Origin of the sequence: Clostridium sp. UBA871, assembly GCF_002295255.1 — a bacterium.
In the GTDB taxonomy this organism is placed as follows: Bacteria; Bacillota; Clostridia; order Clostridiales; family Clostridiaceae; genus Clostridium_J; species Clostridium_J sulfidigenes.
This window is the reverse complement of sequence record NZ_DBFV01000004.1, coordinates 919,978-934,872: the sequence shown is the minus strand read 5'-3', so window position 1 is coordinate 934,872 and position 14,895 is coordinate 919,978. Positions and strand designations below refer to the sequence as shown.

Below are 14,895 nucleotides of genomic sequence, written 5' to 3'. Positions count from 1 at the left end.
TTTATTTAATTAAAATATTTTATTTTGATAATATCTTAATATTTGATATAATGATATAAGGTTAGATAGATGAGAATTAATTTTATTTTCAATGAAAAATTGAAGATAAAGGTAGGAGGCTAACAAAAACGTATGTTAAATAATAAAAATTATACAAAGAAAAAAAATGCATTTTATAAAAGAAAAGATATTTTCTATAAAAAGAAATCAGGTTTTAATAATGGAACTACAATAATTATTGGGTTGTTATTTTTAGTGGGTATAATGATCGGACTTGTGTTAAAGGAAGATTCAAAAGTCCTTAATACAGCTAATATATTCAACAATGATTATGAGAATAAAACTTCTAAATATAGCCAAGGGAAAACAACACCTTCTAGGGGCAATAGTATTAATGAACATGAGTATAACGATTTAGAAGAAGTACCTGATTTAAATGACTCTACAGTTAGCGCTACCTTAACAAAGGATGAGATAAATGAAATAAAAAATATTATTAATAGTGATACGACAGGATTATATACATTGGTAAACAAAGAAAATTTACTTTCTAAGGAGTATATGCCAGGTAATTTAGTTATTCCGAATATCAACTTAGTATCTGAAAGAAGTAATGAAAAAAACCTAGTTAGTGGAACTATGATTGAAGATTTAGAGCAGATGTTTTATGATGCTCAAGAAGAAGGTATTAATTTATTTTTAAGTAATGGATTTAGAGGATATGATTCTCAGACATATATCTACAATGAGGATATTCAAAATAAAGACAGTGAACATAGTGAATATGTAGCAAAACCTGGTGAAAGTGAACATCAACTTGGATTAGCTATTGATATTACTAGCAGAGATATGGCCTTTGATTTAAATCAATCCTTTGAGAATACCAAAGAAGGTGCTTGGGTTCTAGAAAATGCTTATAAGTATGGCTTTATTTTAAGGTATACTAAGACTAAAGAAGATATAACAGGTTATAAATATGAGCCATGGCATTATAGATATGTTGGAAATAAAACAATTAGTAAACTTTGTCACAATAAGGACTTAACATTAGAAGAATTACTTAGTTATGCTAAAAGTGAATAATTTAATTTAAAAACTTATCAAGTATTAAAAGTTTTCCTTTGAAAATAAAAAGGGGAACTTTTTTATTTTATTAATGCATAATATTAATTCTATATCAATATATATATAATGTTAATATGTAGTTGCGGGAGGGTAGCCTTGGAAAATTTTGATATATATAAAGATATAGCAGAAAGAACTCAAGGGGATATATATGTGGGGGTAGTTGGACCAGTTAGAACAGGTAAATCTACTTTTATTAAAAAGTTCATGGAACTAATGGTTATACCTAACATAGAAAATCCTCATAAGAAGGACAGAGCAAAAGATGAATTGCCACAGAGTGGATCAGGAAAATCTATTCACACTACAGAACCTAAATTTGTTCCTAATGAGGCTGTAGAAATTCAGTTTGAGGACGGAGTGAAATTTAAAGTTAGAATGGTTGACTGTGTTGGATATATAGTAAAGAATGCATTAGGCTATACAGAGGCTGATGCACCTAAAATGGTTTCTACTCCATGGCATGATTATGAAATTCCATTCGAGCAAGCGGCAGAAATAGGAACTAAGAAGGTAATAACAGATCACTCTACAATAGGTATAGTTGTAACTACAGACGGAAGTATCACAGGCTTAGATAGGGAGGATTATGTAGATGCTGAGGAGAGAGTTATAAAGGAGCTTAAAGAGATAAATAAGCCATTTATAATAGTTCTAAACACTGTAAATCCAAATTCAGAAGAGAGTAAAGGACTAGGAAGGGAACTAGAAGAAAAGTATGATGTTCCTGTAAAAGTTATGGATGTAATGAATATAGGAAATAATGAGATTACAGAAATATTTGATACAGTTCTAAGAGAGTTCCCGGTAAAAGAAATAAATATTGATATGCCTCAGTGGATGGAGAGTTTAAATTCATCTCATTGGCTAAAGGTAAACATAATGACTATTCTAAAAGCCATGTGTAAAGATATCTATAAAGTTAGAGATGTTAAGAGATGTCTTGATGCCTTTAAAGGAATTGAATTCTTATCAGACATAAAAGTTAAAGAAATGAACATGGGAGAAGGTACTTCCTGCGTGGATATTAATCCAAAACATGAATTATTTTATAAGATTCTTGGAGAGATTTGTAATACTAATATAAAAAATGAAAATGATTTATTAAATATTATGGAGAGTTTCTACAAGGCTAAAATAGAATATGATAAGGTTGAGGAGGCATTAAAAGAAGTTAATGAGACAGGTTATGGATTAGTTGCACCACAGCTTACTGAAATGAAACTAGAAGAGCCTGAAATTGTTAAGAAGGGTAATCAATATGGAGTAAAACTAAAAGCCTCAGCTCCATCATTACATTTAATTAAAGCTGATATTGAAACTGAAATTCAACCAATAATGGGTAGTGAAAAACAAAGTGAAGAGTTCTACAAATCAATTTTAGAGCAATTTGAAAATGATCCTTCACAAATTTGGCAAAGTAACATGTTTGGAAAGTCTTTAGAAGAATTAGTTAAAGAAGGACTTCAAAATAAACTTTACAAAATGCCTGAAGATGTGCAAATTAAACTTCAAAAAACCCTTCAGAAAATTATTAATGAGGGAAATGGTGGACTTATCTGCATAATTATCTAATGAATGTTAAGACATTTTCTTTAAATTCAAAAATATAGTTTTGAAATTAATATTAATTTCAAAACTATATTTTTTATTGTATAATTCTAAACATTGTAATATATTTAATTATGTAAAAGATTTCATTGGAATGATTATAATGGATAAGGTACATTTACAATGCCCTTGATAAAGAGATATAATTAAAATTGATTATAAACAAGTTAAGTGTAATTGAACTTTTATTTTGGATTGTAAATAATAAAGATTTTGGAGGTACATAAAGTATGAGTAAAGTTGTAGTAATATTTAATGGTGGAACTATATCTATGAAGGTAGATGAAAAAATAAAAGCAGCGGTGCCTAATTTAACAGGTGAAGAAATAATGTCTATGGTAACAGGTATTGAATCCTATGCAGAAGTAGAATCATATACATTTTCTAGCCTTCCAAGCCCTCATATGACCCCAGATATAATGATGGAATTATCAAATTATGTTAAGAAGTTTTTAGAAAGAGAAGATGTAGATGGAGTAGTAGTTACCCATGGAACAGATACTCTTGAGGAAACAGCTTATTTTTTACAGCTAACTATAAATAGTGAAAAGCCAGTAGTAGTTACGGGTTCCATGAGAAATAGTTCTGAGCTAGGATACGATGGACCTGCTAACTTAGCAGCATCAATTTGTACTGCTACATCTAAAGAGTCAAGAAATCGTGGAGTAATTGTATGTTTAAATAATGAACTAAATTGTGCTAGTGAGGTTACAAAGTCTCACTCTATGCACCTTAATACGTTTCAAAGTCCAGAATTTGGGCCAATAGGTATTGTTGACAGTAATGAAGTAAGGTTTTATAGAGGAAGCACTACAAAGGAATATATAAATACTGATGTAATAGAAAATAATGTTCAGCTTATTAAATCCTGTGCAGGAATGGATGGAACACTTATAGATTATTGTGTTAGTCAAGGTGCTAAGGGATTAGTAATTGAAGCTATGGGGAGAGGCAATATTCCACCGTTAATGGCTAATTCTGTAGAAAAGGCTATAAATAAAGGTGTGGCAGTAGTTATAGTTTCCAGGTGTTATAAGGGGAGAGTTCTAGATAGTTATGGTTATGAAGGCGGAGGAAAACAATTAAGAAATATGGGTGTTATATTTGGGGATAGCATGCCAGGGCAAAAGGCTAGAATAAAGATGATTTTAGCCTTGGGAAAAACAAGGAATTTAGACGAAATAAGAGAAGTGTTTGAAAAAGGACATTATTAATATACGAACATTATAAATAAAAATAAAATTAATATACGTAAAAATCATTGACATAGGTATATAAAGTTGATATTATAATCTTGTAAAAAGAAATAATCACTAATTTTCATATAGGTCTAATGCGATGGATTAGATGTTTCTACCGGATACCGATAAAATCCGACTATGAGAATTCCTATGTTAAAAAAACTGTCACTGGGATTCTTATCCAGTGACTATTTTTTTGCAATAATACATATTAATAGGAGGACAAGTATTATGGAAAAATTTTTTAAGTTAAAAGAAAATGGTACCGATGTAAAGAGGGAAGTTGTTGGTGGATTAATAACTTTCTTAACTATGGCGTATATAATAGCCGTTAATGCTAACATATTAGGAGATCCTGGTGTTGGAATGAATCCAGGAGCAGTTGTTACAGCAACTTGCCTAGCAGCTGGTGTTACTACTATTTTAATGGGAATCTATGCTAATCTACCATTAGGATTAGCTTCAGGCATGGGACTTAATGCATTCTTTGCATATACAGTAGTAATGGAAATGGGGATATCTTGGCAAATAGCGTTAACAGCAGTATTTGTAGAAGGAATTATATTTATTTTATTATCATTAACAAAGGTTAGGGAAGCTATTGTAAATTGTATACCAACTAACTTAAAATATGCAGTTACTGCAGGTATTGGACTATTTATAGCATTTATAGGTTTTGGTAATGCTGGAATAGTAGTTGGAAGTGAAGCTACAAAGGTAACCATGGGTAGCTTAGTAAGTCCAACAGCGTTAATTACAATATTAGGTGTAATGGTTATAGTAATTTTATCTAAAAAAAATGTAAAAGGTGCAATACTTTGGGGAATGGCTGCTAGTGCTATAGCTGCATGGATATATGCTGCTTTATCACCAGAAGCTGCTACAGCTGCAGGAATATATTTACCAAAAGGTATTTTAAAGTTTGAATCTATAGCACCTATTGCAGGTAAATTAGATTTCTCAGTATTCACTAATGCGGGAACTATATCAGAATTTATTTCAGTTGTGTTTGTATTCTTATTTATAGACTTCTTTGATACAGCTGGAACTTTAGTTGGAGTAGCATCAAAGATTGGAATGATAGATAAAGATGGTAAAGTTAAAAATGCAGGGAAGGCATTACTAGTAGATGCAATTGGAACAACTTTTGGAGCTCTTGTAGGAACATCTACAGTTACAACTTATGTAGAGAGTTCTGCTGGAGTTGCATCAGGAGCTAGAACAGGTCTTTCAGCAGTAGTTACAGGAATATTATTCTTACTTGCTATGTTCTTATCACCATTATTTGTTGCTATACCAGGTTGTGCAACAGCACCAGCTTTAATTATTGTAGGGTTCTTCATGATAGAATCAGTTAAAAATATAGATTTTTCTGATTTCACTGAAGGTGTACCAGCGTTCCTTACTATAGCATTAATGCCTATGACATATAGTATTGGAGATGGATTAATGATAGGAATGTTATCTTATGCTATATTAAACCTAATAGCTAATATTACAACTAGGGAAGCTAAGGATAGAAAACAAGTATCTTTCGTTGTATATATTCTAGCAATAATATTCTTATTAAAAATAATCTTTGGTTAAATAAAGTTTTAAATGTATATTTATTAATATCAGTGATGTTATTGAACTAATTTATAAATAAGGGACATAAGCTNNAGCTTATGTCCCTTATTTATAGAGTGAATATTTTAAATTATAATGGTTTTTCTAAGGTTTTCTAAAGAATATTTCATTTTTCTTTAAAATTCTTTTGTTTATGGGTTGAAATAAGCCACATACATTATGTATAATAAATAAAGAATTTAAGAAGGTCTAGAAGGGTGCGTTGTATATGATAAAAAGCATGACTGGATTTGGAAGAGGTACATCAGAGAGCGAAGCATCTAGTTTTATTGTGGAAATAAAGACAGTAAATCACAGATACTTTGAGCTTAATGCTAGAATGCCAAGAACTTTAATATCTTTAGAAGATGGTATAAGAAAATATGTAAATGACAAGATTAAAAGGGGAAAGGTAGATATATTTATTACTCAAAATCAAGGAGCTAACGAGGATATGTCTGTAGTGGTAAATGAGAGTTTAGCTGAAAATTATGTGGAGGCATTACATAATTTAAGGGATAAGTATGATTTAAGGGATGATATTTCTGCTACAACCTTAGCACGTTTTCCAGAAGTTCTAAAATTAGAACAAAAGGAAGAAGATTTAGAAAAAACATGGAAGATATTATTACCAGCAGTAGAAGAGGCAGTACACAATCTTGTGTCCATGAGGCAACAAGAAGGTGAAAAACTTTTGATAGATATTACAAAGAGATGTGAATGTATTTCAAGTAATGTTGATATAATTAATAGAAGGGTGCCAGAAGTTACAGAAGAGTATAGAGCAAGACTTCTAAAGAAAGTAGAAGAAATTTTAGCAGAAAAAAGTATTGATGAAAATCGCATTGCTATGGAAGTAGTTCTTCAAGCTGATAAATCCTGTGTTGATGAAGAAATTGTTAGACTTAAAAGCCATGTTGCGCAAGTCATCAAAACTTTTAAACTAGGAGAGCCAATAGGTAGAAAGCTAGACTTCATTGTTCAAGAAATGAACAGAGAAGCAAATACAATTGCATCTAAAGTTAACGATTTGGAATTAACTAATATAGCACTTGATATAAAAAGTGATATAGAAAAGATTAGAGAACAGGTTCAAAACATAGAATAAATTTAGGAGGTAGGGCATGGGTATAAAACTTATAAATATTGGATTTGGAAATATTGTTTCAGCAAATAGATTAGTAGCTATTGTTAGTCCAGAATCAGCGCCTATAAAAAGAATAATTCAAGAAGCTAGAGATAGGGGTATGCTAATAGATGCTACCTATGGTAGAAGAACTAGAGCAGTTATAATAACTGATAGTGACCATGTAATACTATCTGCTGTTCAGCCTGAAACAGTAGCACATAGATTGTCATCTAAAGGTGATGATGCTATAGATGAGGTAGAGGATTAATATGGGAAGTAAAGGACAATTATTAGTTATATCTGGACCATCAGGAGCAGGCAAAGGGACTGTATGTAAGGCGCTAATTGAAAAAAGTCCAATATGGATTTCTACATCTTGCACTACGCGTAAGCCAAGGGAAGGTGAAGTAGAAGGAGTAAATTATTTCTTTATAGAGAGAGATGAGTTTTTAAATAGGATTGATAAAGAAGATTTTCTGGAATATGCAGAGGTTTATGGTAACTTTTATGGGACACCTAAATCTGAGGTTTTAAAGATGTTAGAAGAAGGTAAGGATGTAATATTAGAAATAGATATACAAGGTGCATTAAAAATTAAATCTTCATATCCTAAAGGAATATTTATATTTATTATGCCTCCATCTATGGAAGAACTTAGGAATAGAATAACAAATAGAGGAAGCGAAACTCCAGAGTCATTAAAGACTAGAATGGAATGTGCTTATGATGAAATAAGCTTTGCATCTAAATATGACTATGCCGTTGTAAATGATAAGGTTGAAGATGCAGTTAAAAAAATTGAAAGTATAATAGTCGCTGAAAAATGTAGAGTATTTAAAATTAAAGATGAGCTATTAGGGAGGTTCTAAAAGATATGAGTAATTCAAAGAGCAATTCAATGATTAATCCATCTATTGTGGAATTATTAGAAAAAGTGGATAACAGATATTCATTAGTAGTATCTACTTCAAGAAGAGCAAGAAAAATAATTGACGGTGAAGAGCCAAAAGTACAAGGCGTAGGTGCAAAGCCATTAACTATTGCTATTAATGAAGTTAAACAAGGGATTATAGAAATTAGAGAGGCAGATGATAAGTTTACTAAGGTTCAAGAAGTTGAACTAGTAAATGAAGAAGCGGAAGAAGGCTCAAATTTAGATGAGTAAGAAAAATGTAGTTATTGGAGTAACAGGTGGAGTTGCAGTCTATAAGGCTCTAGATGTTATAAGCAGATTGAAAAAGAAAGATATAAATGTGGACGTTATTATGACAAAGTCAGCTTGTGAGTTTGTTACTCCATTAAGTTTTCAATCATTAAGTCAAAATGCAGTAATAAAGAATATGTTTGATGAACCTAAGGTTTTTGAAATTCAGCATATATCTTTAGCTAAAAAAGCGGATGTACTAGTAGTAGTTCCAGCTACAGCAAATATTATAGGTAAAGTAGCAAATGGCATTGCTGATGATATGTTATCAACTACTATTATGGCTACTAATGCAAAGGTAATCTTTGCACCAGCTATGAATACTAATATGTATAACAATCCCATAGTTAAAGAAAATATTAAAAAATTGAAAAGTTATGGGTATGAGTTTATAAATCCTAGTAGTGGGCGATTAGCTTGCGGAGATGTAGGAAATGGAAAACTTGCTGACACAGAAGAAATTGCAGAAGTGGTTTTATCACATCTTCATGAACCAAAGGACTTAGTAGGTAAAAAAGTGCTAGTAACAGCAGGACCTACTAGAGCTAATATAGATCCAGTAAGGTTTTTAACTAACAGATCTACTGGTAAGATGGGATATGCAATTGCTGAAGAGGCTAGAGACAGGGGAGCAGAAGTGGTTCTTGTCAGTGGTCCTACCAGTATAAAAGCACCATTAGGAGTTAAAATCATAAAAGTAGAAACCAATGAAGAAATGTTAAAGGCAGTTAAAGCAGAATTTGATACTAGTGATATTGTGGTTAAATCTGCAGCAGTAAGCGATTATAAACCTAAGACTTATTCAGATAAGAAGATAAAAAAGGGACCAGGTAATTTAAATATAGAACTAGAAAGAGATAACGATATTCTAAAGGAACTAGGAACCCTGAAAAAACACCAAATCTTAGTTGGATTTGCAGCTGAGAGTAACGATGTAATAGAAAATGCTCACATAAAGCTAAAAAAGAAAAATCTTGATTATATTGTAGCTAATAATATAACTGAAAGTAATGCAGGCTTTGGAAGTGATACTAATAGGGTTACTGTTATAAATAGAGATGGGAAAGAAATATCTCTTGATAATATGAGTAAAAGATTAGTTGGACATGAGCTTTTTAATATGATTTTAAACAATAAATAAAAAGAGCGACTAAGTCGCTTTTTTTATTATTTATTTATATAATATATCTAATGGGTTTAAAAAAGAAGATATGGTTAATAGCTAATTTAGAATGGAGGTAGACACCTCTAGAAGGGGGCTAAAAGTGTATTTAGGAATTATCGTAAATAATGAAGCTGTAAAAGTAGATAAAATATTTACATATAAGGTGCCTGAAAGCTTATATGGTAAAGTAAAAAAAGGCAGAATGGTTACAGTTCCCTTTGGAAATGGAAATAAGAAAATATATGGATTTATAGTTGATATATTTTATGATATAGATGATAATACTAAATTGAAAGAAATTGTTGATATAGATGACAGTATGGAATTTCTTACGGAGGATAATATACGTCTTATAGAAATAATGAGAAGGAAGTATTTATGTACTTATTTAGAATGTATAAAAGTTATGATTCCCAGTGGAATAACTAAAGGAACAACCTTTAAAACTAAAAATAGTGTAATTATTGGTAGACCATTAACAGAAAAATATAGTAAAGAAGAATATATAAATATTGTGAGTTTTATAGGAGAACATAATGGAATTTATAATAAGACAGAACTTACTGGTGAGTTTAAATTTTCTTTGTCTAGGATTAATACATTAATTAAGAATGGATTCTTAGATGTTAAAAAAACTATAGTTAATAGGTATAATGAAAATGTATATAAAAAATATGAGGAAAAAATATTAAATTCAATTCAACAAAGATGTGTTGATACTATATTATCCCAAAGTAGTAGTAATAAATTTCTTATTCATGGTATAACTGGTAGTGGAAAAACTGAGATATATATGAACCTAGTAAAAGAGATGATTAAAAAAAATAAAGATTCTATAATATTAATTCCGGAAATTGCCTTAACTCCTCAAATGGTTGAAAGGTTTAAAGGACGGTTTGGAAGAGATATTGCTATATTTCATAGTAGGTTATCTATAGGTGAGAGATTTGATGAATGGATGAGAGTAAAAACAGGAAATGTTAAAGTAGCCATAGGTGCTAGATCTGCAATTTTTCTTCCTTTTTCTAATTTAGGTCTTATTGTTATAGATGAGGAACATGAAACTAGCTATAAATCAGATAGTGACCCCAAATATAATGCAAGAGATATAGCTAGTTTAAAAGCTGAAATTGAAGGATGTAAAGTGGTGTTAGGATCTGCTACACCCTCCATTGAGACTTATTATAAGGCTACAGAAGGTGAATATGATATAATTACTTTAAATCACAGAGCCGATGGAGCTAATCTTCCAACTATAGAGATAGTGGATATGAGAGAAGAGCTAAAAGAAGGAAATAAGTCTATGTTTAGTAGAAGACTTTATGAAGAAATGACAGCATGTTTAGAAAAAAAAGAGCAAGCCATAATGTTTTTAAATAGAAGAGGATATTCTACTTTTGTATCTTGCAGAGAGTGCGGTTACGTATTTAAGTGTGATAATTGTGATATTTCTCTTACCTATCATAATGATAACAATTTAACTTGTCACTATTGTGGAGCAAAGCAAAGAGCATTAAAAACTTGTCCAAAATGTAAAAGTAAATATGTGAAATATTTTGGAGTAGGCACAGAGCAATTAGAACATAGTGTTAGAAAGACCTTTTTAGATAGTAAACCTCTTAGAATGGATTTTGATACTACAAGGGGAAAAGATTCTTATGAAAAAATATATAAAGACTTTTCTGCAAAAAGGCATAATGTGTTAATAGGTACTCAAATGATTGCTAAGGGCTTGGATTTTAAAGAAGTAACTCTAGTAGGAATAATTGCTGCAGATTTGTCTTTAAATCTACCGGACTATAGAGCTGCAGAAAAGACTTTTCAATTAGTAACTCAAGTAGCTGGGAGAGCAGGTAGAGGGAATAAGGCTGGAAAGGTAATACTTCAGACTTATAATCCAGATAATTATAGTATAGTTTATGCTGCTGCAAATGATTATAAAAGTTTTTATGAAGAAGAAATAATTATTAGAAAGCTAAGGGAGTATCCACCTTTTTCTAAGATTCTGTGTATAAATTTAAGTAGTGAAAATGAGGAACATTTAATAAAAAGTATACAAAGTTTAGCAGATAAAGTAAGGATAAAAAACTATGGAAGTGATAAAATTGAGTTATTAGGACCATGTCCTTGTGGGGTTTCTAAAATAAAAAGTTTGTATAGATGGCAAATTATAATTAAAGGTGATTTTGATGATAATTATGCTATGGATATAAAAAATTTAGTCTATGAACAGATTAATTATAAAAATATAAGAATTGGTATTGATATAAATCCAAATAATTTACTGTAAGGGAGAATGATTATGGCATTAAGAAATATAAGAATTAATGAAGACCCAATTTTAAGGAAGATTAGTAAGGTAGTTAAAAATATTGATGAAAGAACACAAATATTAATTGATGATATGCTAGATACTATGTATGAAGCTAATGGAGTAGGTCTTGCAGCACCACAAGTAGGTATTTTAAAGCGAGTGGTGGTTATAGATATTGGTGATGGACCAATAATACTTATTAATCCAGAGATTGTTGAGGCTAATGGTGAAGTTAAAGATGTAGAAGGATGTCTAAGTGTACCAGGTAAACAAGGAAATGTTATAAGACCCAAATATGTAAAAGTTAAAGCTGAAGACAGAGATGGAAATTCTATTGAAATTCAGGGGGAGGATCTTCTAGCAAGGGCTCTTTGTCATGAAATAGATCATTTAAATGGAATATTATATACTGATAAGACAGTGAAATAGGAGGTATGAAGATGAATATAGTATTTATGGGTACACCAGATTTTGCAGTACCATCCTTAGAAGCAATTATTGAAAAATATGGAGTTAAGGCAGTACTTACTCAGCCAGATAGACCTAAAGGAAGAGGAAAATCTGTGGCAATGTCACCAGTAAAACAGGTAGCACTTAACCATGATATAAAAGTATATCAACCAGAAAAATTAAAAAATGAAAAAAGTTTAATAGAAGAATTAAAAAATATGAATTTAGATTTCATAATAGTTGTAGCCTTTGGTCAAATTCTATCTAAGGAAGTCTTAGATATACCTAAATATGGATGTATAAACCTTCATGGTTCATTACTTCCTAAATATAGAGGTGCAGCACCAATTCATTATGCTATTATGAAGGGAGAAAAGGAAAGCGGAAATACCACCATGCTAATGGATATTGGTTTAGATACAGGAGATATGTTGTTAAAGAACAAAGTAGAGATTACAGAAAATATGACTACTGCAGAGCTCCATGATAAACTTATGAACAGTGGGGCTGAGCTTTTAATTGAAACTATAGAAGGCCTTTATAATAACAGGATAACTCCAATAAAGCAAGGAGAAAGTGAAAGTTGTTATGCCAGTATGCTGAATAAAGAGATGGCAAAGATTAATTGGAATCAAAGTTCTAAAGACATACATAATTTTGTAAGAGGACTTTACTCTTTTCCAATAGCTTATACTTATTATAAAGATGAGCCTATGAAGGTAATTGAAACTAGACTTACTAACGAGAAGTCTTCTAAAACTCCAGGGACTATTTTAAAAGTTGATAAAGAAGGAATGTTGGTTTCAACTGAAGATAATAATATATTAATAACTAAGGTTCAATTTCCTAATAAAAAGCCTTTAAGAGTAGAAGAATATATAAAAGGAAATTCTATTGAAGATAATATATTATTAAAAAGTTCAAAAGAAGAGTAAAAATTAATTAAATAAAATAAGGAGAAATATATATGGGATATTATTATGGAAGTTTTTTTGACAGAACGATGATTATTCTTATACCAGCTCTTATCATTTCAATATGGGCGCAGATGAAAATAAAAAGTAGTTATACAAAGTATTCACAAGTATATAGTAGAAATGGATATACTGGAAGTCAAGTAGCTAGAATGATATTAGATGCCTACGGACTTTTTGGTATTCCAGTATTAGTTACAGGGGGTCACCTTACAGATCACTATGACCCTAGTAAAAAGGTGGTAAAATTATCAACAGATGTATACAACGGTACATCACTGGCAGCTATAGGTGTAGCTGCCCATGAGATAGGTCATGCTATTCAACATAAAGAAGGATATGCACCAATTAAAATAAGAACAGCTTTAGTACCAATTGCTAATATAGGCTCCCAAGCTTCATGGATATTATTCTTTATTGGAATTGTAATGTCTTTTACTCCATTAGTTAACTTTGGTATTATATTATTCTCAGCAGCAGTTCTTTTTCAGATAGTTACACTGCCTGTAGAGTTTAATGCATCCAGTAGAGCTGTAGCCATATTAAGTGCAAGGAATATACTTTATGAAGATGAAGTAAAGGGAGCTAAAAATGTTTTGACTGCAGCAGCATTAACCTATGTAGCAGCAGCAGTTACAGCTATTGCACAGCTTTTAAGACTCATTGCTATAAGAAATAGAAATGATTAGTAGGAAAATGGATAAACACTAGAAATCGTAGATAGGATGATATGAATGATAGGTGCTAGAGAAGTAGCAATAAATACAGTAATGCAAGTCTTTGAAAATAAGGCTTATTCCAATATTGTTTTAAACAACAACCTTAGTCAATGTAATCTTGGAGATAAAGATAAAGCATTAGCTACAGAACTTGTTTATGGTACTATAAAATATAGGTATGCAATTGATAAAATACTTAAGACTTTTTTAGAAAAAAAATTTGACAAAACAGATAAATATATTTTAAATTTATTAAGGGTTTGTATATATCAGCTTAGATATTTAGATAAAATACCTGAGTTTGCAGCAGTAAATGAGGGCGTTAATTTAGCTAAAGCTAATGTGTCTGTGGGAGCTTCCAAATTAGTAAATGGTGTATTAAGAAGTTATTTAAGAAATAAGAATAAAGATTATTATAATAAAGAAAATATTAATGAAAGATTAGCATTTTCATATTCTTTTCCTCAATGGATGGTAAAATTATTTATTGAGCAATATGGAGAGGTAGTTGGAGAAAAGATACTAGATGGGCTTAATAAAAGACCTGCTGTTACAGTTAGAGTAAACTCCACAAAGGGAGATTTTGAACAGGTTTTTCATGAGTTGGAAAAAAATGCTTACAACGTAGAAGAGGGATCTATATGTCCTGAAGCCATAAGAATCGTAAGAGGGAAGAGTGTAGAGGAAAATCCACTGTTTAAGAAAGGTGCTATCACAGTTCAAGATGAAAGTGCTATGCTAGTAGCACCTAGTATGGATTTAAAAGAGCATATGACTATATTAGATTTATGTAGTGCTCCAGGAGGAAAAACTACTCATATAGCTGAAATAATGGATAATACAGGTATAGTTAAGGCTTTTGATATTTATGATCATAAGCTAGAACTTATAAGATGTAATAGTGAAAGATTAGGACTAACAAACATTGAATTAGATATATTAGATGCTACTAAAGAATGCAAAGAATTAATTGCGGTGGGAGATAGAGTGCTTATAGATGTACCTTGCTCTGGCCTAGGAATAATAAGAAAAAAACCAGAAATTAAATATACAAAAAAAGAGAGAGAATTAAAATCTTTAATAACAGTTCAACGTGAAATAATGAAGAATGCAGCTAAATATGTAAAACCAGATGGAATAATTTTATATTCAACTTGTACTATAAATAAAGTAGAAAATCAAGGAAATATAAATTGGTTTTTAAGTAATTTTAAAGATTTTAGTGTAGAACCTTTAAACTTTGGACAGGTGGAAAATCTGGTCTATGACGAAAAGGGTTCTGTAACAGTGTTGCCTAATGAATATATGGATGGATTTTTTATAGCAAAAATTCGTAGAAATAAATAGGAGTAGAA

General features: G+C 30.7%; 13 protein-coding genes, 1 pseudogene and 1 riboswitch. All 14 genes and pseudogenes read left to right on the top strand.

Annotated elements, in window-relative coordinates:
* Window positions 1-132 precede the first annotated feature (132 nt).
* Window positions 133-1,083 carry a M15 family metallopeptidase gene (locus B3086_RS10505; protein ID WP_346878610.1) on the top strand — a complete coding sequence of 317 codons (951 nt, stop codon included), beginning with the start codon at window positions 133-135 and terminating at the stop codon, window positions 1,081-1,083.
* 138 nt (window positions 1,084-1,221) lie between these two features.
* The gene (spoIVA, locus tag B3086_RS10500) at window positions 1,222-2,700 is read left to right on the top strand and encodes a stage IV sporulation protein A (protein WP_346848331.1); all 1,479 of its coding nucleotides are present in this window, start codon (window positions 1,222-1,224) and stop codon (window positions 2,698-2,700) included.
* Window positions 2,701-2,966: 266 nt separating this feature from the next.
* Complete coding sequence (locus B3086_RS10495; RefSeq protein WP_035132697.1) at window positions 2,967-3,950, top strand: asparaginase; 984 nt, start codon at window positions 2,967-2,969, stop codon at window positions 3,948-3,950.
* Window positions 3,951-4,036: 86 nt separating this feature from the next.
* A riboswitch (purine riboswitch) is annotated at window positions 4,037-4,136 on the top strand.
* A 72-nt stretch (window positions 4,137-4,208) separates the two neighbouring features.
* Complete coding sequence (locus tag B3086_RS10490; RefSeq protein WP_346848332.1) at window positions 4,209-5,564, top strand: NCS2 family permease; 1,356 nt, start codon at window positions 4,209-4,211, stop codon at window positions 5,562-5,564.
* Between the two features lie 250 nt (window positions 5,565-5,814).
* Complete coding sequence (locus B3086_RS10485; protein WP_346848333.1) at window positions 5,815-6,693, top strand: YicC/YloC family endoribonuclease; 879 nt, start codon at window positions 5,815-5,817, stop codon at window positions 6,691-6,693.
* 16 nt (window positions 6,694-6,709) lie between these two features.
* Window positions 6,710-6,982, top strand: a complete 273-nt coding sequence (gene remA / locus B3086_RS10480; RefSeq protein ID WP_035132703.1) for an extracellular matrix/biofilm regulator RemA — start codon at window positions 6,710-6,712, stop codon at window positions 6,980-6,982.
* Between the two features lies 1 nt (window position 6,983).
* Window positions 6,984-7,583, top strand: coding sequence for a guanylate kinase (gmk, locus tag B3086_RS10475; RefSeq protein ID WP_035132704.1), 600 nt, complete (start codon window positions 6,984-6,986; stop codon window positions 7,581-7,583).
* Between the two features lie 5 nt (window positions 7,584-7,588).
* Window positions 7,589-7,810: pseudogene (gene rpoZ, locus B3086_RS10470) on the top strand (DNA-directed RNA polymerase subunit omega); the annotation flags it as partial.
* 61 nt (window positions 7,811-7,871) lie between these two features.
* Entirely contained in the window at window positions 7,872-9,059 is a 1,188-nt protein-coding gene (gene coaBC / locus B3086_RS10465) for a bifunctional phosphopantothenoylcysteine decarboxylase/phosphopantothenate--cysteine ligase CoaBC (protein WP_346893353.1), read from the top strand.
* 91 nt (window positions 9,060-9,150) lie between these two features.
* Window positions 9,151-11,373 (top strand): primosomal protein N', encoded by a 2,223-nt coding sequence (priA, locus tag B3086_RS10460; protein ID WP_346893351.1) that lies wholly within the window; start codon window positions 9,151-9,153, stop codon window positions 11,371-11,373.
* Between the two features lie 12 nt (window positions 11,374-11,385).
* Window positions 11,386-11,826: a peptide deformylase gene (def, locus tag B3086_RS10455; RefSeq protein WP_346848337.1), complete on the top strand. Its 441-nt coding sequence runs from the start codon at window positions 11,386-11,388 to the stop codon at window positions 11,824-11,826.
* Window positions 11,827-11,837: 11 nt separating this feature from the next.
* A complete protein-coding gene (fmt, locus tag B3086_RS10450; RefSeq protein WP_346848338.1) occupies window positions 11,838-12,782 on the top strand; it encodes a methionyl-tRNA formyltransferase in 945 nt (314 codons plus the stop codon).
* Between the two features lie 32 nt (window positions 12,783-12,814).
* On the top strand, window positions 12,815-13,510 hold the full coding sequence (locus B3086_RS10445; RefSeq protein WP_346893349.1) for a zinc metallopeptidase: 696 nt from the start codon (window positions 12,815-12,817) through the stop codon (window positions 13,508-13,510).
* Between the two features lie 45 nt (window positions 13,511-13,555).
* Complete coding sequence (gene rsmB, locus B3086_RS10440) at window positions 13,556-14,887, top strand: 16S rRNA (cytosine(967)-C(5))-methyltransferase RsmB (protein WP_346893347.1); 1,332 nt, start codon at window positions 13,556-13,558, stop codon at window positions 14,885-14,887.
* Window positions 14,888-14,895: the final 8 nt, after the last annotated feature.

Bases quoted from the DNA above. Each gene is read 5' to 3' on its own strand.
- rsmB (WP_346893347.1), top strand. From the start codon at position 13,556: ATGATAGGTGCTAGAGAAGTAGCAATAAATACAGTAATGCAAGTCTTT.
- B3086_RS10505 (WP_346878610.1), top strand. From the start codon at position 133: ATGTTAAATAATAAAAATTATACAAAGAAAAAAAATGCATTTTATAAA.
- def (WP_346848337.1), top strand. From the start codon at position 11,386: ATGGCATTAAGAAATATAAGAATTAATGAAGACCCAATTTTAAGGAAG.
- fmt (WP_346848338.1), top strand. From the start codon at position 11,838: ATGAATATAGTATTTATGGGTACACCAGATTTTGCAGTACCATCCTTA.
- coaBC (WP_346893353.1), top strand. From the start codon at position 7,872: ATGAGTAAGAAAAATGTAGTTATTGGAGTAACAGGTGGAGTTGCAGTC.
- B3086_RS10485 (WP_346848333.1), top strand. From the start codon at position 5,815: ATGATAAAAAGCATGACTGGATTTGGAAGAGGTACATCAGAGAGCGAA.
- B3086_RS10490 (WP_346848332.1), top strand. From the start codon at position 4,209: ATGGAAAAATTTTTTAAGTTAAAAGAAAATGGTACCGATGTAAAGAGG.
- priA (WP_346893351.1), top strand. From the start codon at position 9,151: ATGGAGGTAGACACCTCTAGAAGGGGGCTAAAAGTGTATTTAGGAATT.
- gmk (WP_035132704.1), top strand. From the start codon at position 6,984: ATGGGAAGTAAAGGACAATTATTAGTTATATCTGGACCATCAGGAGCA.
- B3086_RS10495 (WP_035132697.1), top strand. From the start codon at position 2,967: ATGAGTAAAGTTGTAGTAATATTTAATGGTGGAACTATATCTATGAAG.
- B3086_RS10445 (WP_346893349.1), top strand. From the start codon at position 12,815: ATGGGATATTATTATGGAAGTTTTTTTGACAGAACGATGATTATTCTT.
- remA (WP_035132703.1), top strand. From the start codon at position 6,710: ATGGGTATAAAACTTATAAATATTGGATTTGGAAATATTGTTTCAGCA.